The 26,480-nt window shown below is 60.1% G+C and carries 28 protein-coding genes; 4 read left to right on the top strand and 24 right to left on the bottom strand.

Going from position 1 to position 26,480, the window contains the following annotated elements:
* Window positions 1-75: 75 nt before the first annotated feature.
* Together GPL81_RS18565 and GPL81_RS18560 are read left to right on the top strand one after the other, a co-directional pair.
* A complete protein-coding gene (locus tag GPL81_RS18565) occupies window positions 76-414 on the top strand; it encodes a hypothetical protein (protein WP_160107883.1) in 339 nt (112 codons plus the stop codon).
* A gap of 33 nt (window positions 415-447) precedes the next feature.
* On the top strand, window positions 448-828 hold the full coding sequence (locus tag GPL81_RS18560; protein WP_160107882.1) for a Rho termination factor N-terminal domain-containing protein: 381 nt from the start codon (window positions 448-450) through the stop codon (window positions 826-828).
* Window positions 829-944: 116 nt separating this feature from the next.
* Here GPL81_RS18560 and GPL81_RS18555 read toward each other — a convergent pair whose 3' ends face one another.
* From GPL81_RS18555 to GPL81_RS18455, 21 genes are all read right to left on the bottom strand, one after another.
* Window positions 945-1,874 (bottom strand): PfkB family carbohydrate kinase, encoded by a 930-nt coding sequence (locus GPL81_RS18555; protein WP_160107881.1) that lies wholly within the window; start codon window positions 1,872-1,874, stop codon window positions 945-947.
* Window positions 1,867-3,333, bottom strand: coding sequence for a purine-cytosine permease family protein (locus tag GPL81_RS18550; RefSeq protein ID WP_160107880.1), 1,467 nt, complete (start codon window positions 3,331-3,333; stop codon window positions 1,867-1,869). The genes GPL81_RS18555 and GPL81_RS18550 overlap by 8 nt, the downstream gene beginning before the upstream one ends.
* A gap of 222 nt (window positions 3,334-3,555) precedes the next feature.
* Entirely contained in the window at window positions 3,556-4,554 is a 999-nt protein-coding gene (locus GPL81_RS18545; protein ID WP_160107879.1) for an ADP-ribosylglycohydrolase family protein, read from the bottom strand.
* On the bottom strand, window positions 4,551-5,264 hold the full coding sequence (locus GPL81_RS18540; RefSeq protein WP_160107878.1) for a GntR family transcriptional regulator: 714 nt from the start codon (window positions 5,262-5,264) through the stop codon (window positions 4,551-4,553). The genes GPL81_RS18545 and GPL81_RS18540 overlap by 4 nt, the downstream gene beginning before the upstream one ends.
* A gap of 188 nt (window positions 5,265-5,452) precedes the next feature.
* On the bottom strand, window positions 5,453-6,013 hold the full coding sequence (locus tag GPL81_RS18535) for a DUF1285 domain-containing protein (protein WP_160107877.1): 561 nt from the start codon (window positions 6,011-6,013) through the stop codon (window positions 5,453-5,455).
* A gap of 15 nt (window positions 6,014-6,028) precedes the next feature.
* Window positions 6,029-6,637, bottom strand: coding sequence for a DUF4823 domain-containing protein (locus tag GPL81_RS18530; RefSeq protein WP_096512907.1), 609 nt, complete (start codon window positions 6,635-6,637; stop codon window positions 6,029-6,031).
* 194 nt (window positions 6,638-6,831) lie between these two features.
* Complete coding sequence (locus GPL81_RS18525; protein WP_160107876.1) at window positions 6,832-7,800, bottom strand: GTP 3',8-cyclase MoaA; 969 nt, start codon at window positions 7,798-7,800, stop codon at window positions 6,832-6,834.
* Between the two features lie 138 nt (window positions 7,801-7,938).
* Window positions 7,939-8,577, bottom strand: coding sequence for a TetR/AcrR family transcriptional regulator (locus tag GPL81_RS18520; RefSeq protein ID WP_034149949.1), 639 nt, complete (start codon window positions 8,575-8,577; stop codon window positions 7,939-7,941).
* Between the two features lie 342 nt (window positions 8,578-8,919).
* Window positions 8,920-9,705 carry a TatD family hydrolase gene (locus GPL81_RS18515; protein WP_160107875.1) on the bottom strand — a complete coding sequence of 262 codons (786 nt, stop codon included), beginning with the start codon at window positions 9,703-9,705 and terminating at the stop codon, window positions 8,920-8,922.
* A gap of 14 nt (window positions 9,706-9,719) precedes the next feature.
* Window positions 9,720-10,076 (bottom strand): PilZ domain-containing protein, encoded by a 357-nt coding sequence (locus GPL81_RS18510; protein ID WP_160107874.1) that lies wholly within the window; start codon window positions 10,074-10,076, stop codon window positions 9,720-9,722.
* Between the two features lie 42 nt (window positions 10,077-10,118).
* A complete protein-coding gene (locus GPL81_RS18505; protein ID WP_160107873.1) occupies window positions 10,119-11,105 on the bottom strand; it encodes a DNA polymerase III subunit delta' in 987 nt (328 codons plus the stop codon).
* Complete coding sequence (gene tmk / locus GPL81_RS18500; protein ID WP_096512912.1) at window positions 11,098-11,730, bottom strand: dTMP kinase; 633 nt, start codon at window positions 11,728-11,730, stop codon at window positions 11,098-11,100. The genes GPL81_RS18505 and tmk overlap by 8 nt, the downstream gene beginning before the upstream one ends.
* Window positions 11,731-11,749: 19 nt before the next feature.
* The gene (mltG, locus tag GPL81_RS18495; protein ID WP_160107872.1) at window positions 11,750-13,012 is read right to left on the bottom strand and encodes an endolytic transglycosylase MltG; all 1,263 of its coding nucleotides are present in this window, start codon (window positions 13,010-13,012) and stop codon (window positions 11,750-11,752) included.
* A gap of 3 nt (window positions 13,013-13,015) precedes the next feature.
* On the bottom strand, window positions 13,016-13,831 hold the full coding sequence (gene pabC, locus GPL81_RS18490) for an aminodeoxychorismate lyase (protein ID WP_160107871.1): 816 nt from the start codon (window positions 13,829-13,831) through the stop codon (window positions 13,016-13,018).
* A complete protein-coding gene (fabF, locus tag GPL81_RS18485) occupies window positions 13,831-15,075 on the bottom strand; it encodes a beta-ketoacyl-ACP synthase II (RefSeq protein ID WP_160107870.1) in 1,245 nt (414 codons plus the stop codon). Before fabF ends, pabC begins: the two co-directional genes overlap by 1 nt.
* A 108-nt stretch (window positions 15,076-15,183) precedes the next feature.
* Window positions 15,184-15,420, bottom strand: a complete 237-nt coding sequence (gene acpP, locus GPL81_RS18480) for an acyl carrier protein (RefSeq protein WP_007987170.1) — start codon at window positions 15,418-15,420, stop codon at window positions 15,184-15,186.
* 196 nt (window positions 15,421-15,616) lie between these two features.
* On the bottom strand, window positions 15,617-16,357 hold the full coding sequence (gene fabG, locus GPL81_RS18475) for a 3-oxoacyl-ACP reductase FabG (RefSeq protein ID WP_096512916.1): 741 nt from the start codon (window positions 16,355-16,357) through the stop codon (window positions 15,617-15,619).
* Between the two features lie 16 nt (window positions 16,358-16,373).
* Window positions 16,374-17,312: an ACP S-malonyltransferase gene (gene fabD / locus GPL81_RS18470; RefSeq protein ID WP_096512917.1), complete on the bottom strand. Its 939-nt coding sequence runs from the start codon at window positions 17,310-17,312 to the stop codon at window positions 16,374-16,376.
* A 126-nt stretch (window positions 17,313-17,438) separates the two neighbouring features.
* Window positions 17,439-18,449, bottom strand: a complete 1,011-nt coding sequence (plsX, locus tag GPL81_RS18465) for a phosphate acyltransferase PlsX (RefSeq protein ID WP_096512918.1) — start codon at window positions 18,447-18,449, stop codon at window positions 17,439-17,441.
* 4 nt (window positions 18,450-18,453) lie between these two features.
* On the bottom strand, window positions 18,454-18,636 hold the full coding sequence (gene rpmF / locus GPL81_RS18460; protein ID WP_003179396.1) for a 50S ribosomal protein L32: 183 nt from the start codon (window positions 18,634-18,636) through the stop codon (window positions 18,454-18,456).
* A 13-nt stretch (window positions 18,637-18,649) separates the two neighbouring features.
* A complete protein-coding gene (locus tag GPL81_RS18455) occupies window positions 18,650-19,177 on the bottom strand; it encodes a YceD family protein (RefSeq protein ID WP_007942001.1) in 528 nt (175 codons plus the stop codon).
* Between the two features lie 106 nt (window positions 19,178-19,283).
* On the opposite strand from GPL81_RS18455, the gene GPL81_RS18450 reads away from it, so the two are divergent.
* Entirely contained in the window at window positions 19,284-19,862 is a 579-nt protein-coding gene (locus GPL81_RS18450) for a Maf family protein (RefSeq protein WP_160107869.1), read from the top strand.
* Between the two features lie 47 nt (window positions 19,863-19,909).
* Here GPL81_RS18450 and GPL81_RS18445 read toward each other — a convergent pair whose 3' ends face one another.
* Genes GPL81_RS18445 through rluC form a run of 3 tightly spaced genes read right to left on the bottom strand, consistent with a single transcriptional unit; the run spans window position 19,910 to window position 22,535 of the window.
* Window positions 19,910-20,899, bottom strand: a complete 990-nt coding sequence (locus GPL81_RS18445; protein ID WP_160107868.1) for a S49 family peptidase — start codon at window positions 20,897-20,899, stop codon at window positions 19,910-19,912.
* Window positions 20,900-20,923: 24 nt separating this feature from the next.
* On the bottom strand, window positions 20,924-21,586 hold the full coding sequence (locus tag GPL81_RS18440) for an HAD-IA family hydrolase (RefSeq protein ID WP_160107867.1): 663 nt from the start codon (window positions 21,584-21,586) through the stop codon (window positions 20,924-20,926).
* The gene (rluC, locus tag GPL81_RS18435) at window positions 21,573-22,535 is read right to left on the bottom strand and encodes a 23S rRNA pseudouridine(955/2504/2580) synthase RluC (RefSeq protein WP_160107866.1); all 963 of its coding nucleotides are present in this window, start codon (window positions 22,533-22,535) and stop codon (window positions 21,573-21,575) included. The genes GPL81_RS18440 and rluC overlap by 14 nt, the downstream gene beginning before the upstream one ends.
* Window positions 22,536-23,236: 701 nt before the next feature.
* Here rluC and rne point away from each other — a divergent pair.
* Window positions 23,237-26,452 carry a ribonuclease E gene (gene rne / locus GPL81_RS18430; protein ID WP_160107865.1) on the top strand — a complete coding sequence of 1,072 codons (3,216 nt, stop codon included), beginning with the start codon at window positions 23,237-23,239 and terminating at the stop codon, window positions 26,450-26,452.
* The last annotated feature ends 28 nt before the right edge of the window (window positions 26,453-26,480 follow it).

Raw genomic sequence — 26,480 nt, 5'->3', positions numbered from 1 at the left:
CGTTCATCAGGCACCAATTCGAAACGGGGGCGGACCAACATCAGGTAAGGACTCTAAATCAAGGGAGACACCTCCATGATCTTGTCGCGGCTGACCGCCCTCACCCTCGCCGTCCTGCTGTCCCCGCTCGCCACCGCCGCGACCTACACGTCCGGTACCGGCCCGACCAACCCGGTCGAAAGCCCCAAGGCCCCCGCCATCCAGAGCGCCCCCGGCATGAACACCAATGGCACAGGCGTCGATAGTAGCCTGCCACCGTCCACGGGCACCGACCCGCGGACTCAAGGCAATGACGCGGGCCGTCAGGGCGGTTTGAACCTGCCGGATACTCGAACACCCGAAAACGCCGGCTCTGGCATCGGCTCGAAAATCACTACTGGTGGTTCGGACTCCGAAGGCGGCGTGAGCCAGTAATCGGGTTTGCCAACATAAGCCAGGAGAAATCCCATGCCTCGTGGAAGCAAAGACAAATACACCGCCGAGCAGAAACGCAAGGCCGAACACATCGAAGACAGTTATGAGCGCAAAGGCGTGTCCAGGGACGAAGCCGAGGCGCGCGCTTGGGCCACGGTCAACAAGCAGTCTGGAGGCGGCGAACGGGCCGGTGGTTCGGGCCGCAAGAAGCCGGCCAGTGCGAAGTCGGAAGATCGCAAGGAGTCGGCACGACGCGCGGTGGCGAGCCGTAAAGGGCATTCGCGCAATAGCCAGGCTTCGCGTGATACCCAGACCGTGGACAGTTTGAGAAAGGAGGCGCGGGCGAAGGATATTCCGGGGCGGTCCAGCATGCGTAAACAGGAGTTGATCGAGGCGTTACGCAAGGCTGGATAAAGCCAGATTCATGTGTTGAATTTTTGGGCCCCTTCGCGAGCAGGCTCGCTCCCACAAGGGATTTGTGTCGTTCACAGATCCCCTGTGGGAGCGAGCCTGCTCGCGAAAGCGATGGATCAGGCGCCGAAGGTATTCCTGATTAATTCGTCCACCTCAGCAGCCCCCGGCGAAGTCGCAGGCCCCCACCGGGTCACTGCCAACGCGGCCGCCGCATTCGCCCGACGCGCCGCATCGAACGCCGACAACCCTTGCGCCAACCCCGCCACAAACACCCCGGCATGGGCATCGCCAGCGCCATTGCTGTCTACCGCTTCCACCTTGAAGCCCGGCACATGTCGACGCTCGGTACCCTGACTGATCCAGCAACCTTGGGGTCCGTCGCGCACCACCATCAACACCTTGGCCGGCAGATGCCCGGCCAGGCGAGCCAGCGCTTCACCGATGTCCGACGCCCCGGTAAACCGCAGCGCCTCGACGCTGTTGCTGGTCCACAGATCAATGCGCGGCAACAAGGCGGTCATCAATGGCGCATCCGGCGAATCCACCAACGGCCCCGGATCGAACACCACGTTAATGTCGCTCGGCAGATCCAGCACCCAGTCCACCAGCGCCTGTGCCTTGCCGACATGCAGCAGGCTATAACCGCTGACGCAGACATAATCCCCCGCCTCGGCCGGCACGCTGGCCAGGTCTTCGGCCGTCACTTCGCCTTCGGCACCGATGTAGGACACAAAACTGCGCTCGGCTGAAGCGTCGGTGATCGCCACGCATATCCCGGTATCGCGCTCGGCGGGATGAGCGATACCGATGTGGATACCTTCGGCGAGCATCGCTGCGCGGGCCAGGTCGCCGAAACGCCCTGTGCCGTGACGACCGAGGTAGACCACCGGCAAGCCATTACGCTGCGCGGCGGCCATCACGTTGAAGCCGCCGCCCGCCTCGAAACTGGCGGACTGCGCCAGCGCGTCACCGCCTGCTTGCGGCAACTGATCCACAGCCATGACCAGATCGATGATGACCTGGCCGGTATACAACATCTTAGGCATGAGCATTCTCGACCCGCGCAGCGCGACGATCCTTCGCCCCGCCAAGTACACAGTAAATCCCGCCGGCAACCACAAAGGTCACGATCCAGCCGAGGCCGTTATGGCCCAACCAGGAGTCGGACAGGAAGCCTTTGAACCAGACATTTTCCGCCGTGGTGCCGATGGTGGTGAAGCTGAAACCGAGCACGATCGCCACCGCCCAGGCACCGAACGCGCGCCACTCGACGCCACCGCGATACCAGTAGGCGCTGCTCGGGCTGACGTCTAGCAAATCTACGGGGCTGTAATAATGGCGATGAATCAGGTCGACGACGAAGATCCCGACCCACGCCGTGATTGGCACCGCCAGCAGCGAAATGAAGGTAATGAAAGGACCGTAGAAACTGTCGGCGATCAGCATGAAGTAGATGGAGCCAGCGAAGATCGCGACGATATCCACCACCACCGCGTAGACACGCTTGACCTTCAGGCCGAGGGTCAGCGTGGTCAGGCCGGCGGAGTACACCGACAGGTTATTCGACAACAGCAGGCCGCCGAATGCGGTGATCAGGTACGGCACGGCCATCCAGGTCGGCAACATGTCGCGGATGGCGATGATCGGGTCGGTAGCCTGGGCCAGGTCGTTGTTGCCCACCGACAGCAGGCCGCCGAGGGTGATCAACAGGACCAGCGGAATCCCCGCGCCGAATGCCGCCGACGCCACCAGGCGCACGGCTTTGACGCTGCGGTGCTGATAACGCGACATGTCCGCGCCGGCGTTGGCCCAACCAATCCCGGTGCCAGCCGCCATGGTGCCGATACCGATGATCATCGCGCTCATTGGCGCAGGCGTGGCGTTGAACACCGCGCTCCAGTCGATGGTGGCGCAGAGGAAGCCGCCGACCAGGATGTTCAGCGCGCCGAACACGTAAGTCGCCCACTTCTGAATCACCAGCAAGGTGGCGTGGCCGAGGCCGGACACCGATAAGGTCAGGAGCACGAAAATCGCGATGAACACCAGCGTCAGCAGTGGCGCACTTTTCGCTTCCACCGGCGAGCCGAACAGGATCGAGCACAGCGACAGCAGCACGAACGCGGCCGTGGTGGTGTTGACGGTTTCCCAGCCCAGGCGTGACATCAGTGACACCAGGGTCGGGCCGATGTTTCCGCGCACGCCGAAGATGGCACGTGACAGCGTCAGGCTTGGAGCGCGGCCACGACGACCGGCAATGGAGATGATCCCGACCACCGCGAAAGAACCCGCAGCGCCAAGGATCGCGACGATGATCGCCTGCCAGATCGCCAACCCGCGAAACGCCACGAGGGTCGCGCCCAACGGTAGGCCAAGGATGGAAATGTTGGCCGCGAACCAGACCCAGAACAGCTGCAACGGATGACCCTTGCACTCGGCTTCCGGCACCGGTTCGATGCCACGGGTTTCCAGTTGCCCGGCGTTCTGCCCGGCGTTCGATGAACTCATGAAAAATGCTCCTGTTGCCATTTGTTGTGGTTGTGGGCAATGAGGGAAATCGACACAACGTCCCGGCGGTCCTGGCCGTGTTGGTGCGTTCCGTTGCGGGTTATCAAATTGGATCGGCGGTGCTGCCATCGCGGGCAAGCCCGCTCCCACAAGGATTGTGCAAACCTTAAGGTACACACCGTACCTGTGGGAGCGGGCTTGCCCGCGATGGCGCCAGTCCTGTTAACGCAATGCCAATAGTCCCTGCACCAGCGGCCCAAGCTCCAGATGATTGACGGCCTTGACCTTCTCGATCATCGCCACCGGCCAACACTCGAGCCCCAGGCAAGCCCCCAGCATCGCCCCCAGAATCGCCGCGATGGTATCGGTGTCGCCACCCAGGCTCGCCGCCATGCATAACGCTTCGAAGGCATTCATTTCGCCGATGGCCACTTGCTGGGCCAAGGCAAACGACACGACCACCGACTCCTGGGAAGCCACCGAGGTGCCGATCACGTCGTACAGCAAATCGGCGAGCATCCGCTTGTCACTGTCGACGCTGATGGTCCGCGCCCAGCTGATGCGCGAAGCAATGCGTCCACCGGCAACCCAGTGGCCACGGCTTTGCGCTTGCTGGGCGATGTGCTGGCCGAGGTTTAACGCCTCGCCCAGGTCCAGGCCGTTGATTCCGGCCGAGACCACCGCCGCCACCGCCGCCGCGCTGGAAATGCCCAGTGTGGTGTTGTGGGTGACCTGGCAAGCCTGCACCACGGCGTCGATGAAACGTTCGGGATCGGCCACGTCCGCGGCAATCCCGACCGGTGTGATACGCATTGCCGCGCCATTGGTGGTGCCGTAGCGCCCCGCCTCTTCCGGCGAATGGCCGGCGAGGATCATCTCGATCGCGCGTTTGGTCGAAGGGCCGAGCAGATCCTGCGAGCCCTTGGCCTGCATCTCGGCTTCCCACTCGATGAGCCGCTGGGCGAGCAGCGCCGGTTCGATCCGGCCCTTGCCGTCGAGCAACAGCTGACCGACCAGGACTGCCTGCTCGGTATCGTCCGTGATCGAGCCCTTGGGCATGTTGGCGGCAATTGGCTGATGGGGACCGGCATCCTGCAGGTCAATGATTTCGCCGAAACGCGCCTTGATCTCGTCGCGGCTCAGGGATTGCGTCGGCATACCCAAGGCATCGCCCAGGGCCAGGCCGTAGAACGCGCCCAGGGCACGATTGAACCCAGTCATTTCATCGTTCCAAATTGCAGGTGCAGACGAAAATGCACAGGGTCGAGCAAGCTTTCCACCTGCTCCATGAAGCGGTTTTGCCGGTCGTAGGTGGTGCGCAAGGCCTTGAGGAACACCGTGCCGACCGGACGTCCCAACAGTTCGGCGTCTTCGGCGTTCAATGGTTCGGCGCCGATCCATTGATCGCCGCGTTCACCGATATAGCCGTAGGCGGCCAGGGTGATGGTCAGGGAGTTGTCGATCAAACCGACCCGCGGCAGGCCTTCCAGGCCTCCGGTGGCGGGCATCAATGAGCGTTCGAGGGAGACCAGCGTGCCGTCGTTGGAACGGCGGCGGCGGTCGAGGGTGATGAATTGGTCGGTGCCGAAACGTGGCAGCAGGTCAGGACGGGTCACCGCCTCCAGCCGCAGCACTTCGGTATTGACCAGCGCGCCGCTGTCGGCCAGGGCCTGGGCCCAACCGCTGCGCTGGTCGAGCGCCACACCGTCGAACGTGACGATGGAGCCCACCCCGCTTTGCGTCGCGATGTAGTTGCGCCGTTTCAATTCGGCCAGGGCTTCACGCAAAGTACCTCGGCTGACTTTGAATTCTTGAGCCAACTGATGCTCACCCGGCAAATGAAAACCGTCTTCCAGTAGACCGCTTTCAATGCGCCGGATGAGTTCGTCGACCACCCGTTGTTTCTTGTCGAATCGTACCTGTCTAATCATGTACAAATTGATACCCGAATCGGGTTGGGGCGGGCAAGGGATATTTGGGGGGAGATGACGGAAGGAGTGTTGTTCGGGGAGTGCCCCCTGTGGGAGCGAGCCTGCTCGCGAAGGCGTCGGCACATTCAGCATCTATGTGTCTGACACTCCGCTTTCGCGAGCAGGCTCGCTCCTACAGGGGTTGTGGACTAAGGCTCAAGACCGATGCGGAAGAACTCGCCGCCGCTCCACACACCTAGCCAACGCTGCCCGTCGATCTCACGACTCACGGCCAGTTCCACCATCTGATAGAACACGTTGCGATGTATCAACGCTTCAAGGTTGCTGCGCACATGCACATAAGGCGCCGGTTCTTGAGTGTCGGGATCGATCATCACGCGAATCGGGTGCTCGGCACCGGCCTCGGCGGTCTCATCGACGTTGGTGGTGAAACGCAGGACTTGCGCCTCGCCCTCGCCTGCCACCTCCAGTGCAATCGCCACAAAGGGCGCGTCGTCGACCTTGATGCCGACTTTCTCGACCGGGGTAATGAGAAAGTAATCATCGCCGTCGCGGCGAATGATGGTGGAGAACAATTTGACCATCGGCTTGCGCCCGATCGGCGTGCCCAGGTAATACCAGGTGCCGTCGCGGGCGATGCGCATGTCGATGTCGCCACAAAAGTCGGGGTTCCACAGGTGGACCGGTGGCAAGCCTTGGGTTTTGGGGATTTGCCCCAACAGATCGTTGGCTTTTTGCGGGCCACTCATGGCGATCTCCTTGGATTACTGGTCACTGAGCCCTAACAGGCCACGAGCATATTGCTCAAGCGGCGGGCCCATCAGGTCTTCTGGTTTTTCATCGTGGAACGTCAGCAAACCGCCACGACTCTTGATACGTGCAGTATCAATCAAATACTGGGTGCTGGTCTCGATCAACATGATCTGAATCACACCGGTGTCGATGCCGAGGCGATCCAGGGCTTCCTGATCCAGCCACTCATCCGAGTTGCCGATACGGTCATCGGACTTGGCAAAACGGGTATAGAGCAAGTAATGGGCTCCGACCGCACGGGCTTCGCTCATGGCCTGGTCAAGACCTTCCGGCGTGTGCGCGCGGCGGACCATCGGGAAGTATTCGACAAAACCGTCGAAGGCGACTTCGGCGATCACGTTAGGTCGAGGGTAAATCGCGCTGCCCGGCGGCACAAAGGCGCCTTGGGCAATGTAGACAAACGAGTCCGGCTGAATGCGCAGATTATTCACGCGACGGCTATCGCTGTGATCCAGCAGACCTGCGTCGCTCATATGGTAGCGAGTCCCTTCGGCCATATCGCTGACATTCATGCAGCCACCGAGCGCCAAAACGGCCAGCAGCAAAACCAGGCTACGCATCCTATCCTCCAGAGGCCGGTGACGGAAAACCGGCGAATGGCCATTGGATGCAGCTTCCGCGCCAGCTCATGTTCATCACTGCCTGATAAAACGCCATCGCGGGCAAGCCTTGCTCCCACAGGATTCGAGCAGCCACAATTTTTGTGATCAACTCAAATCCTGTGGGAGCAAAGCTTGCTCGCGATGAGGCCCGATCAGCCGCCAATAATCTTCATGATCGTCGCACCACCGGAAAACGCTACTTCCTGCTTGTCACCCAGGGCTTTCACCAAGAGTCTCTGCAGGGCAGGCAATGCCTGATGACGCGGTTTGTCCAGTAAATCGCCGATATAGTGGCGGTTGCTCGACGACAGGCAGCCATGCAGCCATCCCGTGGAAGAAAGACGTAAACGTGAACAGGTGCGACAGAACGGCACGCTTTCGTTGGCGATCACGCCGAAATGCCCCAGTCCCGGAATTTCATAGCGCACCGCCGTCGCATCCACCGGCGCATCAGCCTGCAGATACTCATAGCGTTCGCCGATCAGGCTCAGCAACTGTTGAAGGCTGACGAACTGTTGCAGGAAAGCGTTGGAGTCGCTGGCCAGGTGGCCCATGCGCATCAGTTCGATGAAGCGCAGCTCGTAGCCACGCTCCAGGCAGTAATCGAGCAGCGGCATCACCTGATCGAGGTTCTGACCGCGTAACGGCACCATGTTGACCTTGATCTTGATGCCAGCCGCACGGGCCTGAACCATACCGTCGAGCACAGTGGCCAGATCGCCGCCACGGGCAATGCCGCGGAATGCACTGGCGTCCAGGGTATCGAGGGAAACGTTGATACGCCGAATGCCGGCATCCACCAGCAACGGCAGCTTTTTCGCCAGCAATTGACCGTTGGTAGTCAGGCTGATGTCTTGCAGCCCCATCTGCCCGACGGCGATCATGAAAGTTTCGAGTTTCGGGCTGACCAGTGGCTCACCCCCGGTGATGCGCAAGCGCTCGATGCCCGCGGCCTCGATCAGATAGGCCACACCGCGCGCCATGGCTTCGGCCGACAGCTCATCCTGCGCAGCCACCAGCCGCTTCCCGTTGGGCACGCAGTAGGTACAGGCGTAATTGCAGGCTGAGGTCAGGCTGACTCGCAAATTGCGAAAACGCCTGCCTTGACGATCAACGATCATGATCACTCCGGCGGAAGGATATTCGGACCGCTAAAACTTGACTTACAAATCAAGTTTTAGCAAGTCCCATGCCTGAGTATATTCCTGCGGTACGGCGCCAAGTAGCGAAATAATGGCGCCATCAGGCTGCTGAATGGCTCAGCTGCTCGGGGTGTCGGTGTCGCGCTTGCGCTTGTTGCCCATGCGCACGCCGATGTCCATCAGGAACTGGAAGAAGCCTTCCTGATCTTCCAGCACATTGCTCCAGAACGGCGAGTGGTACAGCGCCACGGCACCATGCACCAACGCCCAGGATGCGCAGTAATGGAAGTAAGGCGGCACGTCTTCGAGCTTGCCTTCGCTGATCCGGCCCTTGATCAGCAAGGTCAGGCGTTCGAAGTTCGAGGCACGGATCTTGTGCAGCTCCTCGATCATCTCCGGCACCTGGTTGCCCTTCACCACCTTTTCTTCCAGGCGATCGAACAAGCGATAACGTTGCGGATCGCGCATGCGGAATTCGAAATAGGCGCGGGACAGGGCTTCTTTGTCCTTGTCGACGTCGGCGGAGTGCAGCAGCTCGTTCAAATCGCGCTCGTAATCGAGCATCAGGCGCAAGTAGATCTCGGCCTTGGATTTGAAGTGCTTGTAGATCGTGCCTTTGCCGATACCGACGGCATCAGCGATCATCTCGACGGTGACGCTATCTTCACCTTGTTCGAGGAACAGCTTGAGCGCGGTATCGAGAATTTCTTGCTCGCGGCGACGAAACTCACGGACCTTACGAGGTTCTTTATGCATAAGAAAAGGTCTGTAGGGGTCAAAATTCGAAGCCGCGTATTATGCCTAAATTGCGCAAAAATGCACGGATCATCCGACCATATCTGTGTTTCTTGATGATTTCCCGCAGGGTCGCCACTGGATGAGAACTCTTCTGAAGCGCCCGTATTCCAAATTTGTTTAAAAACCGGGGCCGACAAACTGGACTCGGTGAAATACTGATCAATACTTGAACTGTCGGCGGGGCATCTCCCCCAAGTGTCGCGCCGATATTGGTACCAACGGACCGCGTACCATTGTTTTACTCCTAATGGTCTTAACCCGGATTCACCCCCCAGAACCCGGGTTTTTTTTGCCTGCGATTTAACCTTTCAGATGTGCCAGCGGGAACAGCCGCTTGAAATTCTCCGTCGTCTGCTCGGCAAATCGCTCATAGGTCTCACCCCGCAACATTGCCAGAAATTCCGCTACTTCGCGTACGTACTGCGGCAGGTTCGGCTTGCCTCGGTGCGGGATGGGTGCCAGGTACGGTGAGTCGGTTTCCACCAGCAACCGGTCGGCCGGCACCTTGCTCGCCACATCACGCAACGCGTCCGCATTGCGGAATGTGACAATCCCGGAGAGGGAAATGTAATAACCCATGTCCAGAGCGGCTTTCGCCATGTCCCAGTCCTCGGTGAAGCAATGCAGTACGCCCGCCTGGGGCAGCGCCGCTTCACGCAACAGGTTCAAGGTATCGGCGCGGGCGCCACGGGTATGGATGATGACCGGTTTACCAGTCTGCTGTGCGGCTTGCAGGTGCAATCTGAAGGACGCTTGCTGCAGCGCTGCCGCTTCCGGCTCGTAGTGGTAGTCCAGGCCGGTTTCACCGATGGCGACCACGCGCGGATGATTGAGCTCCTGCAACAGCCAATCCAGCGCAGGCGCCGCACCGGGTTGCACATCCAGAGGATGCACGCCAACCGAACAATCGACATCGTCATAGCGCTCGGCCAGGGCTTTGACGTCGGCGGCGTTGTCGGCACTGACGCCGATACACAGGAAGTGCCCTACCCCGCGCTGGCGGGCCGCATCGAGGGCAGCATCCAGGGAACCGTCATGGGCGGCGAGGTCGAGGCGATCAAGGTGACAATGGGAATCTACGAGCATAAAAGGGCTGCAACTTACATCGTATGAGTGGGACGGTCGGACTTCAGGGCTCCGGCCAGGTGGGTTTCGATTCGACTGCGCGCGGTGTCGTCGCCTTCATTGAACTGCACGCCGACGCCAGCGGCGCGGTTACCCTGGGCGCCTTTCGGGGTAACCCAGGCGACCTTGCCGGCCACGGGGATCTTCTCCGGCTCATCAAACAAGTGCAGCAGCATAAATACCTCATCACCCAACCTGTAACTCTTGTTGGTCGGGATAAACAGGCCACCGTTCTTGATGAATGGCATGTAGGCCGCGTACAGCACTGACTTGTCCTGGATGGTCAGGGACAAAATGCCATTGCGCGGCCCGGAGCTGACGGGTTCATTCATGCTGACCTCCACGGCTGATGCTCAGAGTCTAGGCGTGAACGGTTATCTCTGGGTAGGCAAAGACGCCCATTGCACCAGCAGCGCCTCCAGCAACAACACCCGATTGAGGTTGGCCTTGCTCAGCACTTTCTGGCGCTGGGCGAGGATCCAGTCCTGGATGTTCAGGACCTTATCCTGCCCGGTTTTCTGCGCCAGGTATTGAATCACCTTGCGCATGTCCGTCAACCCGAGCCCTTCTTCATCCTGGGTCAATTGATAGCGAAGGATCAGGCTCGACCAATCGCAGAACCAGTCGAACAGCAGCAACAACGGAATTGCGTTCCAACCTTCGGCCAGTTGCGTCGGTGATTGCTGCTGCTTGAGCAGCTTCTTCACCCCATCGACCACCTGCGCGCGCTGCTCGCGCACGCCCTGGGCGTGCAGGTTGACGGCGGCCAATGGCGAACCGGCGGCCAGGGTCAGCAATTCGATACGCTCTTCTTCCGAGCAGTCCGGCAGTGCCTTGGCCAGCCAGGCCAGACTCATGGTCTCACTCGGCAGCGGGCAAGCCTGTTGCACACAGCGGCTCTTGATGGTCGGCAGCAGACGACTGGGCTGATGGCTGACCAGTAGCAATACCGTATCGCCGGACGGCTCTTCCAGGCTTTTGAGCAAGGCGTTGGCGGCGTTGATGTTCATCGACTCTACGGGCTCGATCAACACCACCTTGCGCCCGCCCAGTTGCGCGGTCTGCACGACGAAGCTGACCAGATCGCGAACCTGATCGACCTTGATCGCCTTGTCGGCCTCTTCAGGTTCCAGAATGTAGTTATCGGGGTGGCTGCCGGCCTTGAGCAACAGGCAGGATTTACATTCGCCACACGCACCCTGAGCCGTTGGGCGCTGGCACAGCAATCTGGCCATCAAGCGCTCGGCCAGCGCCCGTTTGCCGATCCCGGCCGGGCCATGCAACAGATAGGCGTGAGCGTGCTGCGCACGACCGGCCAACTGCTGCCACAAACCGTCCTGCCAGGGATAGGCTTCAGCCACGGGTCAACTCCAGCAGACGCGGCAACAAACCATCCAGGGATTGTTGAACCTGTGCCAGCGGTTGCGCGGCGTCGATCAGCACGTAACGTGCCGGCTCTGCCGCCGCACGCTTGAGGAAGGCACTGCGCACGGCATCGAAGAATGCCCGACCTTCCAATTCGAAGCGATCCAGGCGTCCACGGGCACTGGCTCGGGCCAGACCCACCTCAACCGGCAGGTCGAAGATCAGGGTCAGGTCGGGACGCAGGTCGCCCTGAACGAAGGTTTCCAGCGTGGCAATACGTTCCAGTGACAAGCCGCGGCCGCCGCCCTGGTAAGCGTAGGTCGAATCAGTAAACCGATCACACAGGACCACGGCACCGCGGGCCAGTGCCGGGCGAATCACCTCGGCCAGGTGCTGGGCACGTGCAGCGAACACCAACAGCAATTCAGTGTCCGGATTCATCACTTCGTCGACCGGCGCCAACAGCACTTCGCGGATGCGCTCGGCCAGAGGCGTACCACCTGGTTCGCGGGTCAGCACGACCTCGATCCCGGCGGCGCGCAGGCGCTCGGCGAGGTATTCGCGATTGGTGCTCTTGCCAGCGCCTTCGGGGCCTTCAAGAGTAATAAACAAGCCAGTCACAGGCAGTCCTTAGTCAGAGTCATTGCGGGCTTTTCGGGGTGTTTGCTTCCGGCTCGGGGGCGGACGCAGGTGCAGGTTCAGGCGCGGGTTCTTGCGGCGGTACCGACGGCAGAGCCTCGGGCGCGGTATCGGGCGAAGCGGCCGGGATCGGTGTCTGATCCTGTTCAGCCTGAGTTTGCGGCGCCTGGGATTCGGCCCCCCCAACCCGGGATTCCTCAGCCGGGGTTTGCGGTGTTTCAGGTGCGGTGACCGGCGCCGGGCTGGAGCGATAATCGGCGCGGCGCTTGAGCTGGAACTCTCGCACAGCGTTGTTATGGGCGTCCAGGTCATCGGAGAACACATGGCTGCCATCGCCACGCGCCACGAAATAAAGGCTGTTGCCCGCCACCGGATTCAGCGCCGCATGAATCGCCTCGCGACCGACCATCGCAATCGGGGTTGGCGGCAGACCGGCAATCACATAAGTGTTGTACGGCGTCGGCTCCTTGAGATGCGCGCGAGTCAACTTTCCGCTGTATCGATCACCGAGGCCGTAGATCACCGTCGGATCGGTCTGCAACAGCATGCCGATAGCCATGCGCCGCACGAACACGCCGGCAATCTGCCCACGCTCCTGCGGCACGCCGGTTTCCTTCTCCACCAGCGAGGCCATGATCAGCGCTTGATAGGGTTCCGTGTACGGCACATCGGCCGAGCGCTGATCCCATTCCTTGGCAAGCACTTCGTCGAGGCGGTCGTAGGCTGTTTTCAGCAACTCGGCGTCGGTCATGCCACGCACGAAGCGGTAAGTGTCGGGGAAGAATCGCCCCTCGGGGAAAATCCCGGTGTGGCCGAGCTTGTCCATGACCTGGCTGTCGCTCAAGCCGGCAAGGGTATGCTCGAGCTTTTCCTCTTTGGCCAGGGCTGCACGGACCTGATGGAAATTCCAGCCCTCGACCAGGGTCACGCTGTACTGCACCATTTCCCCACGCTTCCACAGTTCGATCAGACCTTCGACGGTCATGCCGGGAACCATGCGGTATTCGCCGCTGTGGAGTGGTTGTTTAGGCAGGTTGAAACGCCAGTACACCCGCAACCAGAAAGCGTCCTTGATGACGCCATCGGCTTCGAGTCGCAGAAAAGTGCGATTCGGCGTGGTGCCTTTGGGCACCTCCAGCAGCTTTTCCTGAGTAATGTTCAGCGGCTGGACCAGCGCCGAATGAATTTTCCAGGCGGAAGCGCCCAACATCAGCCCCGCCAGAACCAGTCCGGTTTCCAGCAGCAGCAAGAATTTACGTCTCACGTATCAAGCATCCAGTAGCGCGCGGGCAATGGTTTGGAGTTTACGGGTGAGCGGCCCAACCGGCCAGCTCAGTGCGGCATAGGCATGCACCGGCCAAACGCCATACACACTGTTGCAGACAAAGACTTCGTCAGCGCCTTGCAGCTGCTCAAGCGTGATATCGGTGACTTGTATGGGGATGCCCAAAGATTCGGCCTGAGACAATAACTCGGCACGCATCACACCTTCTACACCGCAGCAGCTCAAATCCGCTGTGATCAACACGCCGTCACGCACCATGAACAGGTTACTGAACACGCCCTCGATCACGCGACCGGCCTGATCGAGCATCAAGCCTTCGGCATGTTCGGTGTCCTGCCATTCGGCGCGCGCCATCACCTGTTCAAGACGGTTCAAGTGCTTGAGCCCGGCGAGCAGGGGTTGAATGGAAAGTCGTGTGATGCACGGGAACAGGCGAATGCCCTGCTCTGCATGGGCAGCCGGGTAAACCGCAGGAGGATTGCCCGACAGGATACGACGGGCCGGGGCCGAAGGATCGAAAGCGTAGCCGCGCAGGCTGTCGCTGCGGGTAACGATCAATTTGAGCACACCTTCGTTCAGTTGCTCGGCATAGGTCAACACTTCCGCGACCACAGCAGCATGATCCAGATTGATTGCCAACCGCCGGCAGCCCCTGGCCAGCCGAACCATATGACGATCCAGCAGGACTGGAAAGCCTTCATGCACGGCAATAGTCTCGAACAGACCATCACCGTAAGCCAGGCCGCGATCCTTCAGCGACAAAGCGTCAGCCGGCTGACCGTCGACCCAGCTGTCCATCAGCCTGCGAACCGACGGAACACCAGCGAGCCGTTGGTGCCGCCAAATCCGAAGGAGTTGGACAGGACCACGTCGATGTCCATGTTGCGCGCAGTGTGCGGCACGAAATCGAGATCACAGCCTTCGTCCGGCTCATCAAGGTTGATGGTCGGTGGCGCTACCTGGCTGTTGATCGCCAGCACGCTGAAGATCGCTTCGACGGCGCCCGCCGCACCCAACAGGTGACCGGTCATGGACTTGGTCGAACTGACGGCCAGCTTGTAGGCGTGTTCGCCGAACACGGTCTTGATCGCCTGGGCTTCGGCGAGGTCGCCGGCAGGGGTCGAAGTGCCGTGGGCATTAACGTATTGCACTTGATCGCCATTGATCTTCGCATCGCGCAAGGCATTGGTGATGCAACGTGCAGCACCCGCGCCATCGGCTGGCGGCGAAGTCATGTGGTAGGCGTCACCACTGGTGCCAAAGCCAATCAGCTCGGCATAGATGGTCGCGCCGCGGGCCTTGGCGTGTTCCAGCTCTTCCAGAACCAGCGCACCGGCGCCATCGGACAGCACGAAGCCATCACGGCCCTTGTCCCATGGACGGCTGGCACGGGTTGGCTCGTCGTTACGGGTCGACAGTGCACGGGAGGCACCGAAGCCGCCCATGCCCAGACCGCAAGCCGCCATCTCGGCACCGCCGGCAATCATCACGTCGGCTTCGTCGTACATGATGTTGCGGGCTGCCATGCCAATGCAGTGTGTACCGGTGGTACAAGCCGTGGCGATGGCGTAGTTGGGCCCCTGTGCCCCCAGATGGATCGACAGGAAGCCGGAAATCATATTGATGATCGAGCCAGGCACGAAGAAAGGAGAAATCCGTCGTGGACCGGTCTCGTGCAGCGTGCGGCTGGTTTCTTCGATATTGGTCAGGCCGCCGATACCCGAACCCATGGCAACGCCGATGCGCTCACGGTTGGCGTCGGTGACCTCCAGACCGGCATTGCGTACTGCCTGAAAGCCTGCGGCCAGACCGTATTGAATGAACAGGTCGAGTTTGCGAGCTTCCTTGACCGACAGGTATTCCTCGACATTGAAGCCCTTTACCGAGCCGCCAAAACGGGTGGAATAGGCAGAAAGGTCGGTGTGTTCGATCAGACCAATGCCACTGCGGCCAGCCAGAATGCCCTGCCAACTGCTCGGCACATCCGTGCCCAGTGGCGACAACATACCCATACCGGTGACTACGACGCGTCTACGCGACACAGCACTCTCCTTTTTTCAAATGACGACTTTGCATCAGGCCTAAAGAAAAAACCGCACGCCATGTGGCAGTGCGGTTTTTCCATGACAGCGAGCAACGATTACAAACTATTACGCCTGGTGGGCAGTAACGTAATCGATAGCAGCTTGTACAGTAGTGATCTTCTCGGCTTCTTCGTCAGGGATTTCGGTCTCGAATTCCTCTTCCAGAGCCATCACCAGCTCAACGGTGTCAAGGGAGTCAGCACCCAGGTCTTCAACGAAGGAAGCGGTGTTGACCACTTCTTCTTCTTTAACGCCCAGTTGCTCGGCAACGATTTTCTTGACGCGCTCTTCGATGGTGCTCATACCTTGTTTTCACTCCTAATGGACAAATTCAGGCAGCTGGCCAGTGGGTAAGTGTATAGAAAGACTTTTCAGCTTTTCAACTGAAAGCTTCACTCCTCAAACCCGGTGACCCTCTGCCTATAAATAGATTGCAGCTTTATAACGGATTTTAGACAGCTCGTATGACATTTTTTTGAAGCAATCCGTCACATTTAACTTACATGTACATCCCGCCGTTCACCGGGATTGTAGCCCCGGTCACGTAGGCTGCACCGTCGGATGCAAGAAAAGCGACCACAGAGGCGATTTCTTGAGCTTGCCCCAGACGACCCAGCGGAATCTGCGTCTGCAAGGCTTCACGCTGCGCTTCCGGCAGTTCGCGAGTCATATCGGTGTCGATGAACCCTGGGGTCACCGAGTTGACCGTAATCGAACGCGAACCGACTTCACGTGCCAGCGCACGGCTGAAACCTTCCAGACCGGCCTTGGCGGCGGCATAGTTTACTTGGCCTGCGTTGCCCATGGCACCCACAACCGAACCAATACTGATAATTCGTCCCCAACGGGCCTTGGTCATACCGCGCAAAACACCCTTGGACAGGCGATACAGACTGTTCAGGTTGGTATCGACGACGTCATACCATTCGTCGTCTTTCATGCGCATCATCAGGTTATCGCGGGTGATACCGGCGTTATTCACCAGGATCGCCGGTGCACCGAACTGCTCCTGGATGCTCGCCAGCACAGCCGACACGGATTCGTCGCTGGTGACATTGAGCTCCAGGCCAGTGCCCTGAATGCCGTTTTCCTTGAGGGTGGCGGCAATGCGCTCGGCACCCGAGGCAGAGGTCGCGGTGCCGACAACGATGGCACCCTGACGACCCAGTTCCAGAGCGATAGCCTGGCCGATACCGCGGCTCGCACCGGTGACCAGTGCAACTTTACCTTGCAGACTCATGCAAGTTTCTCCTGATTCAGGCCAGCGCTGCGCGGGCGGCAGCGAAAGCGTCTGGGGTATTGAGATTGGAAGTCGATACGCCATCGGCGCAGCGTTTGTTCAGGCCTGCCAGCACTTTGCCAGGGCCGCACTCGACCAGATTGGTCGCGCCTTTGGCTGCCAGCGCCTGGACCGATTCGACCCAGCGAACAGGCTTGTAAAGCTGCTCGAGCAGGTCACGCTTGAGGGTTTCCAGATCGGCCGGCACATCGGCGCTGACGTTCTGTACCACAGGAATCTGCGGCGCTTGCCAGTCGATGGCGGCGATGGATTCGGCGAAACGCTCGGCCGCCGGACGCATCAATTCACAATGGGATGGCACGCTGACAGGCAACGGCATGGCGCGCTTTGCACCACGAGCCTTGCAGCCTTCGATGGCGCGCTCGACCGCAGCCTTGGCACCGGCAATAACCACTTGGCCCGGGGAGTTGAAGTTGACGGCACTGACCACGTCACCTTGCGCCGCTTCGGCGCAGGCCGCCAGGACGTCGGCATCCTCCAGCCCCAGGATGGCAGCCATGCCGCCTTGTCCGGCCGGTACGGCTTCCTGCATCAGTTGACCACGGCGTTCGACCAGCTTCACCGCATCGCCCAGGCTCAGACTGCCTGCCGCGACCAGTGCGCTGTATTCACCCAGGCTGTGACCGGCAACGTAAGCCGGGCGCGCGCCACCTTCGGCCAGCCACAAGCGCCACAGGGCGATCGAGGCGGTCAGGATGGCCGGCTGGGTTTTATCGGTTTGATTGAGCTGCTCTTCCGGCCCTTGTTGGGTCAGTGCCCACAGGTCGTAACCCAGAGCATCGGAAGCTTCTTTGAATGTTTCGAGGACAACCGGATGTTGCGCGCCCAACTCGGCCAGCATGCCGAGGGACTGCGAACCCTGTCCTGGAAAGACGAATGCGAGGGAAGCAGACATGTAACAAGCCCCTAATGATCTTGTCGTCGGAGAATTGACGTCCCGCTTGGGGGGACGCAAGAAACTGACAGTTGGATGGCCAAATGAATTGAGCGGTCACATTTAAGCATTGTCCGACGAAAACGCCTAAAGCAACAAATCCTCCAGACGACCGTGAATACGCTGCGGCAGGTTTTCCTGAATCTCGATCAAGGCACGGGAAATTGCACTCTGAAACCCCTGTACCCCGGCAGAACCGTGGCTTTTTACGACGATACCCTGCAAACCGAGGAAGCTGGCACCGTTATGCCGCGCAGGCGCCAGGTCGGCCTGCAGACGCTTCATCAGCGGCAAGGCCAATGCACCAACCATGCGCGATGGCAGGCTCTTCTTGAATAACGCCTCGATGCGCCCGGCAATCATGGTCGCCAGCCCCTCGCTGGATTTGAGCAGGATGTTGCCAACAAAACCGTCGCACACCACCACATCCGCCTCGCCGCGGTACAAACCGTCACCTTCGACGAATCCGATGTAGTTGATACCACGTGCGCGTTGCAGCAAGGTTGCAGCCAGCTTGACCTGCTGGTTGCCTTTGATGTCTTCGGTGCCGATGTTCAGCAATGCCACGCGCGGACGAACGATGCCCAGGGTTTCCGCGGCAACCGAGCCCATCACCGCAAACTGCAGCAGATGCTCGGCACTGCAATCGACGTTGGCACCCAGATCGAGCAACTGGCAATAACCCTTCTGCGTCGGAATCGCTGCGACCATGGCCGGCCGATCGATCCCCGGCAGGGTCTTGAGCACGAATCGCGACAGCGCCATCAATGCCCCGGTATTGCCGGCACTGACAATGGCCTGGACCTTGCCATCGCGCAACAACTCAAGCGCCACGCGCATCGACGAGTCGGGCTTTCCGCGCAGGGCCTGCGCAGGCTTTTCATCCATGGTGATGACTTCGGACGCCGGTGCAATCGACAGGCGCGCGCGATCCACAGCCGATTGGCCAGCGATCAATTCTTCAAGGAGGGAGGGTTGACCGACGAGGGTCAGATGCAACGAGGGCGTAGCAGATAGACAAGCAATGCTGGCCTGAACAATGCTGCGGGGACCGAAGTCCCCGCCCATTGCGTCAATCGCGATGACTTGAGCGGACAAGTGATTACTCGTCAGCGCCCTTGTCGATCACTTTACGGCCACGGTATACGCCTTCTGGCGATACGTGGTGACGCAGGTGAACTTCACCGGTGGTTTTTTCTACAGACAGGGTGCTAGCCTCGAGAGCGTCGTGCGAACGGCGCATGTCACGGGCAGAGCGGGATTTTTTGTTCTGCTGAACAGCCATAATTGATTAACTCCTAAACGTTTGGGTCACGCTTTAACTGCGCCAATACACTGAACGGGTTGGACCGCGTTACCTCGTCCTCGCTCGGTTCGGGCTCATCTGCTCCCGCCGGCTGCTGGCATTCTTCCGGATGATGAGCAGGCACAATGGGCAAGGCGAGCAGAAGCTCCTCCTCGATCAGTGACTGCAGATCCAATGGATCTTCGCCCAGTTCCAGCACGTCATAACCTTTCGGCAACGACTGGGTATTCGCACCCTCCTTCACCACAGCATAACTGCATTCGCTATGGATCGGCAGGGTGACCAGCTCAAGACAACGCTGGCAAACCATTTTGACTTCAGTGTCGATAAAGCTGTGGATGACCACAGATTTACGTTCATCTCGTTCAAAAACGAATTTAGCCTGCACCGTACCGACATTGTCGGAAAGCGGGTCGCAGAGTCTCTCCAAATCGGCCAGCAGCATTTCACCTTGGAGGGTGGTGCCACGGTCAGCCAATTTGCGCGGGTCAACGTGAGGTGGAATCGGGTCATTCAACATAGGCGCAGCATTATAGGGATGCACCCGCCCATGTCAAAGGAAATTCAGCCCTGTCCGTCACTTGCACGGCTCCGCTAGAATCCGCACCTGCCTTCAGGAGATGCCCATGCTGCCTTTATTACTCGCTTCCAGCTCGGTCTATCGCCGGGAATTGCTGGCCCGCTTGCAGTTACCGTTCATCTGCAGCTCGCCGGACATTGACGAAAGCCATCGCCCTGGCGAGTCCGCCGTCGATCTGGTGAAACGCCTCGCCGAGGCAAAGGCACGGGCACTGAGCGACAGCCATGGCGCTCACCTGATCATCGGCTCAGACCAGGTTGCCGTGCTGGGCGACCGGATCATCGGCAAACCCCACACCTTCGAAAAAGCCCGCGAACAACTGCTGGCCTCCAGCGGCGCCAGCGTGACCTTTCTGACCGGCCTGGCCCTGCTCAATAGCCAAACCGGCCATTGCCAGGTCGACTGGGTGCCCTTCACGGTACACATGCGCACTCTCGACACGGCACGCATCGAACGCTATCTGCACGCGGAACAGCCCTACGATTGCGCTGGCAGCTTCAAGGCCGAAGGCCTGGGGGTCAGCCTGTTCAAGAGCACCGAAGGCCCTGATGCCACCAGCCTGATCGGCTTGCCATTGATCCGCCTCGTGGACATGCTGCTGAATGAAGGCGTGCAAATCCCCTGAACAGCAAAAACCGGCCAGAAGCCGGTTTTTTTATGCCGTAATGACGCTTATCGCAGCGATGGCCCCTGAAACCCCATCCACATCGCCAAATGCTCAGCCACACTGGCGCCGAGCTTTTTCGAGAAGCGATCGAACGGCGATTCCTGAACCGTGAAGTCCACCAGCTCTTTCTCGCCAATCACATCACGCGCAACCGAACTGGCATTGCCCAGGCCATCGATCAGCCCCAGCGGCAGTGCCTGCTCGCCTGACCAGACCAGCCCGGAGAACAGCTCCGGATGCTCTTTGTCCTTCAGACGTTCGCCACGGCCCTGCTTGACGCTATTGATGAATTGCTTGTGAGTCGTATCAAGCACGCCCTGCCAGAAGGCAGTTTCTTCAGGCTTCTGTGGCTGGAACGGATCGAGGAACGATTTGTGCTCGCCGGCATTGTAGGTGCGACGTTCGACACCCAGCTTCTCCATGGTACCGACAAAGCCATAGCCCGCCGCGGTCACACCAATGGAGCCCACCAGGCTCGCCTTGTCGGCGTAGATCTGATCGGCAGCACTGGCAATGTAGTAAGCACCGGAAGCACCGAGATCGGAGATAACCGCATACAATTTGGTATCCGGGTGCAGGCCGCGTAGACGGCGGATTTCGTCATAGACATAACCCGACTGCACCGGACTTCCACCCGGGCTGTTGATACGCAGGATGACACCCTTGACCTTGTCATCCTCGAAGGCGGCACGCAGGCTGCCCACGATGTTGTCAGCACTGGCCGGCTCCTTGTCGGCGATCATGCCGGTCACGTCAATCAGCGCCGTATAGTTACCGCTGCGCGTGGCCGCCTTTTCCATGTCCATCAATGGCGAGAACAGCGCCAGCGCAATAAACAGGTACACAAAAGTCAGAAGCTTGAAGAAAATGCCCCAGCGGCGAGACCGGCGCTGCTCCTGCACGCTGGCCAGCAGTGTTTTTTCCAGCAGCTTCCAGCTCTTTTCGTCACCGCTCTCTGCGCTCGCCCTGGCAGGCGCTTTCCATTCGTCGGCCATACTATCCACCCCGGCAAAAACTTATTAGGCCCGCTGACTCAGCCAGGCATGCAATTCTGAAAAGCGATCAATGGCCAGCCGCGGCTCGAACAACTTCAGCGCCTCGATCGATTGGGCACCATAGCTGACGGCCACCGAATCCATGCCGGCATTGCGCGCCATCTGCAAATCGAAAGACGAGTCGCCAACCATCAACGCCTGCTCCGGGCGAACCTCGCAATGGGCAAGAATCTGCTCAAGCATCAACGGATGCGGCTTGCTGGCGGTCTCATCGGCTGCACGAGTGATGTCGAAGTAATTTTCCCAACCGTGAGACTTCAGCACCCGATCCAGCCCGCGACGCGCCTTGCCGGTTGCCACAGCCAGATGATAATCCTCGGCACGAAACGCCTCGATCGACTCGACTACCCCTTCGAACAACGGAGAAGGCACAGCCTCCGAAGCGATGTAGTGGTCCGCATAATGCTGACGAAACGCTACGAGTTCGGCATCGCCGATGTCGGGATACAACGTGCGAATCGCCTCAGGCAACCCCAGACCGATGATGCCCTTGACGGCAAAATCATCGCGCAACTCAAAACCGGATCGCTCGGATGCCACATGCATCGCTTCGACAATCCGACCAATGGAATCGGCCAGCGTGCCATCCCAATCGAAAATCAGCAGCTTGTAATCAGATGGGTGCACTCAGGCGCTCCACGGTCTTGGCCCACATTTCATCGACTGGCGCCTGGAGCTTCAGCTCGCCACCATCGGGCAGCGGCACGGTCAGCATATAGGCGTGCAGGAACAGGCGCTTACCGCCCAGGTCACGGATTTCCTTGCTGAAATCGTCATCGCCGTACTTGGTGTCGCCGGCGATGCAGTGCCCGGCGTGCAAGGTATGGACGCGAATCTGGTGAGTCCGGCCGGTAATCGGCTTGGCTTCGATCATGGTGGCAAAGTCACCGAAGCGGCGCAGGACCTTGAACACGGTCACGGACTCCTTGCCCTCCTCCTCGTCGACCTCGACCATACGCTCACCGGAGCGCAGATTGCTCTTGCCCAGCGGCGCACGGATTTGCTTGATCGAAGACGCCCAATTACCGCGAACCAGTGCCATGTAGCGCTTGTCGACACCATCGCCGCGCAGTGCCGTATGCAAGTGACGCAGCATGCTGCGTTTTTTGGCAATCATCAGCAGGCCGGAGGTGTCACGGTCGAGACGGTGAACCAGCTCAAGCTCCTTGCAATCCGGGCGCAATTGGCGAAAAGCTTCGATCACACCGTAATTCAAGCCACTGCCGCCGTGCACGGCAATTCCGCACGGCTTGTTGACCACGATCAGCGCCTTGTCTTCATAGACAATCGAGGCTTCGAGGCGCTGCAGCAGCCCTTGGGCGAGGGGCACCGGCTCGTCACGTTCAGGCACGCGAACCGGCGGCACGCGCACGATATCGCCCGCCTGCAGCTTGTATTCGGGCTTGATCCGGCCCTTGTTCACCCGCACTTCGCCTTTGCGCAAAATGCGGTAAATCAAGGTCTTGGGCACGCCTTTGAGCCGAGCGAGAAGGAAGTTATCAATACGTTGGCCGGCATATTCCGGCGAGACCTCAAGCAGTTGTACGCCTGGGGTCGGGGGGGCAGTAGTCGTCATGGCGCGGATGATATCAATTTTTTATGGAATTGAAGCACTTAATCATTACTGCTATAGTCGCGAACGTCGCCAAAAGCGGCCTGGACAGCGGACCAACGGTCAAAAACCGGCCCTGACCAACGCAATTCACCAGGACGCGAGGCCGTCCTACGGGGCTTTCGCTACGTAACGGTGGAGTTTTCAGCTGTAACGAGCGCAGGTGACATGAGGCCTGAATCACGCCGCAAAGCAGAGTTTTCACTCGCCACGCGAGCCCATATTCACGGCCAGTTCACAAAGTGCAGTCAGCTGCGAATGACCCCGAGCGAACACTTCGGAAACAACGCCTAAATTAGCCATGATGCGTGACCTCCCCTTTCGGAGCTCACGGTAAATGCCAACCCGCTGCGGATTCTGCGCGCGGCAGCACCCGAATTATCAGGGATACGTGTAGGGTGGAGATGCACAACCGCTGGACTGTGTAGCAATAGGCTTTATCAAGACGCTTCATCTCGTCCACAGCCGCCGGTTGATTCCTCCTCCTGACTGAGTGCTTAAGTAGCCACAGCAAGCAGGACGCGTACGTCGCGATGCAGGCCCACATTGGCCGGACATCGCTGGACACGGGAATGGCCAACCACTCCCGACGCACCTGACACCGACCGTGAGAAGTCGTGTGTGCCGAACGCCGTTTCCGGCAGCCCGGAAACCGACGGTACTACATGAAAAGAATGCTGATTAACGCAACTCAACCCGAAGAGTTGCGTGTTGCACTGGTAGATGGCCAGCGCCTCTACGACCTGGACATCGAATCCGGTGCACGCGAGCAGAAGAAGGCCAACATCTATAAAGGCCGGATCACTCGCATCGAACCAAGCCTTGAAGCTGCCTTTGTCGATTTCGGCTCTGAGCGCCACGGCTTCCTGCCCCTCAAAGAAATCTCCCGCGAATACTTCAAGAAAGCCCCCGAAGGCCGCGTCAACATCAAGGACGTCCTGAGCGAAGGCCAGGAAGTCATCGTTCAGGTCGAAAAAGAAGAACGTGGCAACAAGGGTGCAGCCCTGACCACCTTCATCAGCCTGGCCGGTCGTTACCTGGTACTGATGCCGAACAACCCGCGTGCCGGTGGCATCTCCCGTCGCATCGAAGGCGAAGAGCGCAATGAACTGCGTGAAGCCCTGAACGGCCTGGTTGCCCCGGCTGACATGGGTCTGATCGTGCGCACTGCCGGCCTGGGCCGCAGCAGTGAAGAAATGCAGTGGGACCTCGATTACCTGCTGCAACTCTGGACCGCCATCAAAGAGGCGTCGCTGGATCGTTCCGCGCCATTCCTGATCTACCAGGAAAGCAACGTGATCATCCGCGCCATCCGCGATTACCTGCGCCAGGACATCGGCGAAGTGCTGATCGACAGCGTTGAAGCCCAGGACGAAGCCCTGACCTTCATCCGCCAGGTCATGCCGCAGTACGCCAGCAAGATCAAGCTGTACGAAGACAGCGTTCCACTGTTCAACCGTTTCCAGATCGAAAGCCAGATCGAAACCGCCTTCCAGCGCGTCGTCGAACTGCCTTCGGGCGGCTCCATCGTCATCGATCCGACCGAAGCCCTGGTGTCCATCGACATCAACTCGGCGCGTGCCACCAAAGGCAGCGACATCGAAGAAACTGCCCTGCAGACCAACCTTGAAGCCGCCGAAGAAATCGCCCGTCAGTTGCGCCTGCGTGACATCGGCGGCCTGATCGTCATCGACTTCATCGACATGACCCCTGCCAAGAACCAGCGCGCCGTGGAAGAGAAAGTCCGCGAATGCCTGGAAGCCGACCGCGCTCGCGTGCAAGTCGGCCGTATCTCGCGCTTCGGCCTGCTGGAAATGTCCCGTCAGCGCCTGCGCCCATCCCTGGGTGAAAGCAGCGGCATCGTTTGCCCGCGCTGCAGCGGCACCGGCATCATCCGTGACGTCGAATCGCTGTCGCTGGCGATCCTGCGCCTGATCGAAGAAGAAGCCCTGAAAGACCGCACCGCCGAAGTGCGCGCCCAGGTGCCGATTCCGGTAGCCGCGTTCCTGCTCAACGAAAAACGCAACTCGATCACCAAGATCGAACTGCGCACCCGTGCCCGCATCGTCATTCTGCCGAACGATCACCTCGAAACGCCGCACTTCGAAGTTCAGCGTCTGCGTGATGACAGCCCGGAAGCCGCCACCAACCAGTCCAGCTACGAAATCGCCGCTGCCGCTGCCGAAGTGGAAGAAGTCCAGCCAGCCGCTGCGACCCGCACCCTGGTTCGCCAGGAAGCCGCGGTCAAGACGGCTCCAGCCCGCGCCAATGCTCCGGTTCCGACCGAAGTCGTCGCTCCGGTTGCCGCGCCGGTCGCCGCGCCAGAGCCAAGCCTGTTCAAAGGCCTGGTGAAATCGCTGGTCAGCCTGTTCGCCTCCAAGGAAGAGCCTGCCGCTCCGGTCGTGGTTGAAAAACCGGCTGCCGAGCGTCCTGCCCGCAACGAAGAGCGTCGCACCGGTCGTCAGCAGAGCCGCAACCGTAATGGTCGCCGCGATGAAGAACGCAAGCCTCGCGAAGAACGTGCACCGCGTGAAGAGCGCGCACCACGGGAACCACGCGAAGAGCGCCAGCCTCGCGAAGTCCGCGAAGTCCGCGAAGAAACGCCAGCAGTCGCTCGTGAAGAACGCGCTCCACGTCCACCGCGTGAAGAACGTGCACCGCGTGCTCCACGTGAAGATCGCAAGCCACGCGGCGAGCGTGAAGAGCGTGTACGCGAACTGCGCGAACCTCTGGATGCCGCTCCAGCCGCTGCTGCAGCTGCCGTTGCTGCTACCGAAGAACGCCCAGCCCGCCAGCCACGCGAAGAACGTGCTCCACGCCCACCGCGTGAAGAGCGTCAACCGCGTGCCGAGCAAGCGGCGGCTGCCGTTGCCGAAGAAGAGCTGCCGACCAACGAAGAGCAACTGCAGGAAGAGGGTCAGGACGGCGCCGAAGGCGATCGCCCACGCCGTCGCTCCCGTGGTCAGCGTCGTCGCAGCAACCGTCGCGAGCGTCAGCGTGATGCCAATGGCAACGTGATCGAAGGTTCGGATGAGTCCGAGTCCGGCGAAGGCAGCGAAGCACCAAGCACTGCCGATCTGGCCGCCGGCCTGGCTGTTACCGCAGCCGTTGCCAGCTCCGTGATCAGCGCTCCGGCCGAAGCACAAGCCAACGAGCAAGCCGAACGCGCCACTGCCGCCACCCAGGAAACGGCTCCGGTCGAAACACCGGTCGTCGAAGCGACAACGCCGGTTGAAGCCACTGCATCGCCGGAAATCGAACTGGCACCTGAGGCACAGCCTGTGGTTGAAGCTGCCGCCGAGCCTGCCATCGTCGTCGAAGCACCTGCCGTGGCTGCAGAACCTGTGATCGAAACCGTGACTGAAGCCGTTCGTGAAGTTCGCGAAGAGCAAACGGCATTCAACTGGGTTGCCGAGCCAGCTGTTGCCGAGGCACCAGCACCTGTCGCTGAAGCCGAAGTGGCTGAAGCGATGGTCTCCGAGCCAGTGGTTGCCGCTGCCGAACCTGCTCCGGCAGTCGAAGCGCCGGTTGTTGCCCAAGCGCCTGCTCCAGTGGTCGAAACCGCCCCTGTCAGCGCCCTGACGCCAAGCGGCCGAGCGCCGAACGATCCACGTGAAGTGCGTCGTCGCAAGCGTGAAGCCGAGCGTCTGCAGAAGGAAGCCGAACTGGCTGCCGCTGCTGCTCCGGCGCAAGACGTTGTCGCTGCCGAGCCGGCGCCGGTTGTTGCTGACGTGGTCGAGGCAGCACCTGCCCCGGCTGCCGAAGTCGCTGCCGAGCCCGCTGAAACCGTGATCCACGAAGCCCCGCGCTCCGTTCAGGAAGCGGTAGAGCAACACGAACAGGCCAAGGAAAAAGAGCACGAGCCTAAACCGCTCGCCTGATTCCATCAGCCACTAAAAAGCCCCGCCT

Origin of the sequence: Pseudomonas izuensis (genome assembly GCF_009861505.1) — a bacterium.
GTDB classification, from domain to species: Bacteria; Pseudomonadota; Gammaproteobacteria; order Pseudomonadales; family Pseudomonadaceae; genus Aquipseudomonas; species Aquipseudomonas izuensis.
The sequence above is the reverse complement of the archived record's forward strand: the minus strand, read 5'-3'. Positions and strand labels throughout refer to the sequence as shown.

Coding starts and splice junctions, on each gene's coding strand:
- GPL81_RS18565 (WP_160107883.1), top strand. CDS start 76: ATGATCTTGTCGCGGCTGACCGCCCTCACCCTCGCCGTCCTGCTGTCC.
- GPL81_RS18560 (WP_160107882.1), top strand. CDS start 448: ATGCCTCGTGGAAGCAAAGACAAATACACCGCCGAGCAGAAACGCAAG.
- GPL81_RS18555 (WP_160107881.1), bottom strand. CDS start 1,874: ATGCCTAAGATGTTGTATACCGGCCAGGTCATCATCGATCTGGTCATG.
- GPL81_RS18550 (WP_160107880.1), bottom strand. CDS start 3,333: ATGAGTTCATCGAACGCCGGGCAGAACGCCGGGCAACTGGAAACCCGT.
- GPL81_RS18545 (WP_160107879.1), bottom strand. CDS start 4,554: ATGACTGGGTTCAATCGTGCCCTGGGCGCGTTCTACGGCCTGGCCCTG.
- GPL81_RS18540 (WP_160107878.1), bottom strand. CDS start 5,264: ATGATTAGACAGGTACGATTCGACAAGAAACAACGGGTGGTCGACGAA.
- GPL81_RS18535 (WP_160107877.1), bottom strand. CDS start 6,013: ATGAGTGGCCCGCAAAAAGCCAACGATCTGTTGGGGCAAATCCCCAAA.
- GPL81_RS18530 (WP_096512907.1), bottom strand. CDS start 6,637: ATGCGTAGCCTGGTTTTGCTGCTGGCCGTTTTGGCGCTCGGTGGCTGC.
- GPL81_RS18525 (WP_160107876.1), bottom strand. CDS start 7,800: ATGATCGTTGATCGTCAAGGCAGGCGTTTTCGCAATTTGCGAGTCAGC.
- GPL81_RS18520 (WP_034149949.1), bottom strand. CDS start 8,577: ATGCATAAAGAACCTCGTAAGGTCCGTGAGTTTCGTCGCCGCGAGCAA.
- GPL81_RS18515 (WP_160107875.1), bottom strand. CDS start 9,705: ATGCTCGTAGATTCCCATTGTCACCTTGATCGCCTCGACCTCGCCGCC.
- GPL81_RS18510 (WP_160107874.1), bottom strand. CDS start 10,076: ATGAATGAACCCGTCAGCTCCGGGCCGCGCAATGGCATTTTGTCCCTG.
- pabC (WP_160107871.1), bottom strand. CDS start 13,831: ATGGACAGCTGGGTCGACGGTCAGCCGGCTGACGCTTTGTCGCTGAAG.
- acpP (WP_007987170.1), bottom strand. CDS start 15,420: ATGAGCACCATCGAAGAGCGCGTCAAGAAAATCGTTGCCGAGCAACTG.
- fabG (WP_096512916.1), bottom strand. CDS start 16,357: ATGAGTCTGCAAGGTAAAGTTGCACTGGTCACCGGTGCGAGCCGCGGT.
- fabD (WP_096512917.1), bottom strand. CDS start 17,312: ATGTCTGCTTCCCTCGCATTCGTCTTTCCAGGACAGGGTTCGCAGTCC.
- rpmF (WP_003179396.1), bottom strand. CDS start 18,636: ATGGCTGTTCAGCAGAACAAAAAATCCCGCTCTGCCCGTGACATGCGC.
- GPL81_RS18455 (WP_007942001.1), bottom strand. CDS start 19,177: ATGTTGAATGACCCGATTCCACCTCACGTTGACCCGCGCAAATTGGCT.
- GPL81_RS18450 (WP_160107869.1), top strand. CDS start 19,284: ATGCTGCCTTTATTACTCGCTTCCAGCTCGGTCTATCGCCGGGAATTG.
- GPL81_RS18445 (WP_160107868.1), bottom strand. CDS start 20,899: ATGGCCGACGAATGGAAAGCGCCTGCCAGGGCGAGCGCAGAGAGCGGT.
- rluC (WP_160107866.1), bottom strand. CDS start 22,535: ATGACGACTACTGCCCCCCCGACCCCAGGCGTACAACTGCTTGAGGTC.
- rne (WP_160107865.1), top strand. CDS start 23,237: ATGAAAAGAATGCTGATTAACGCAACTCAACCCGAAGAGTTGCGTGTT.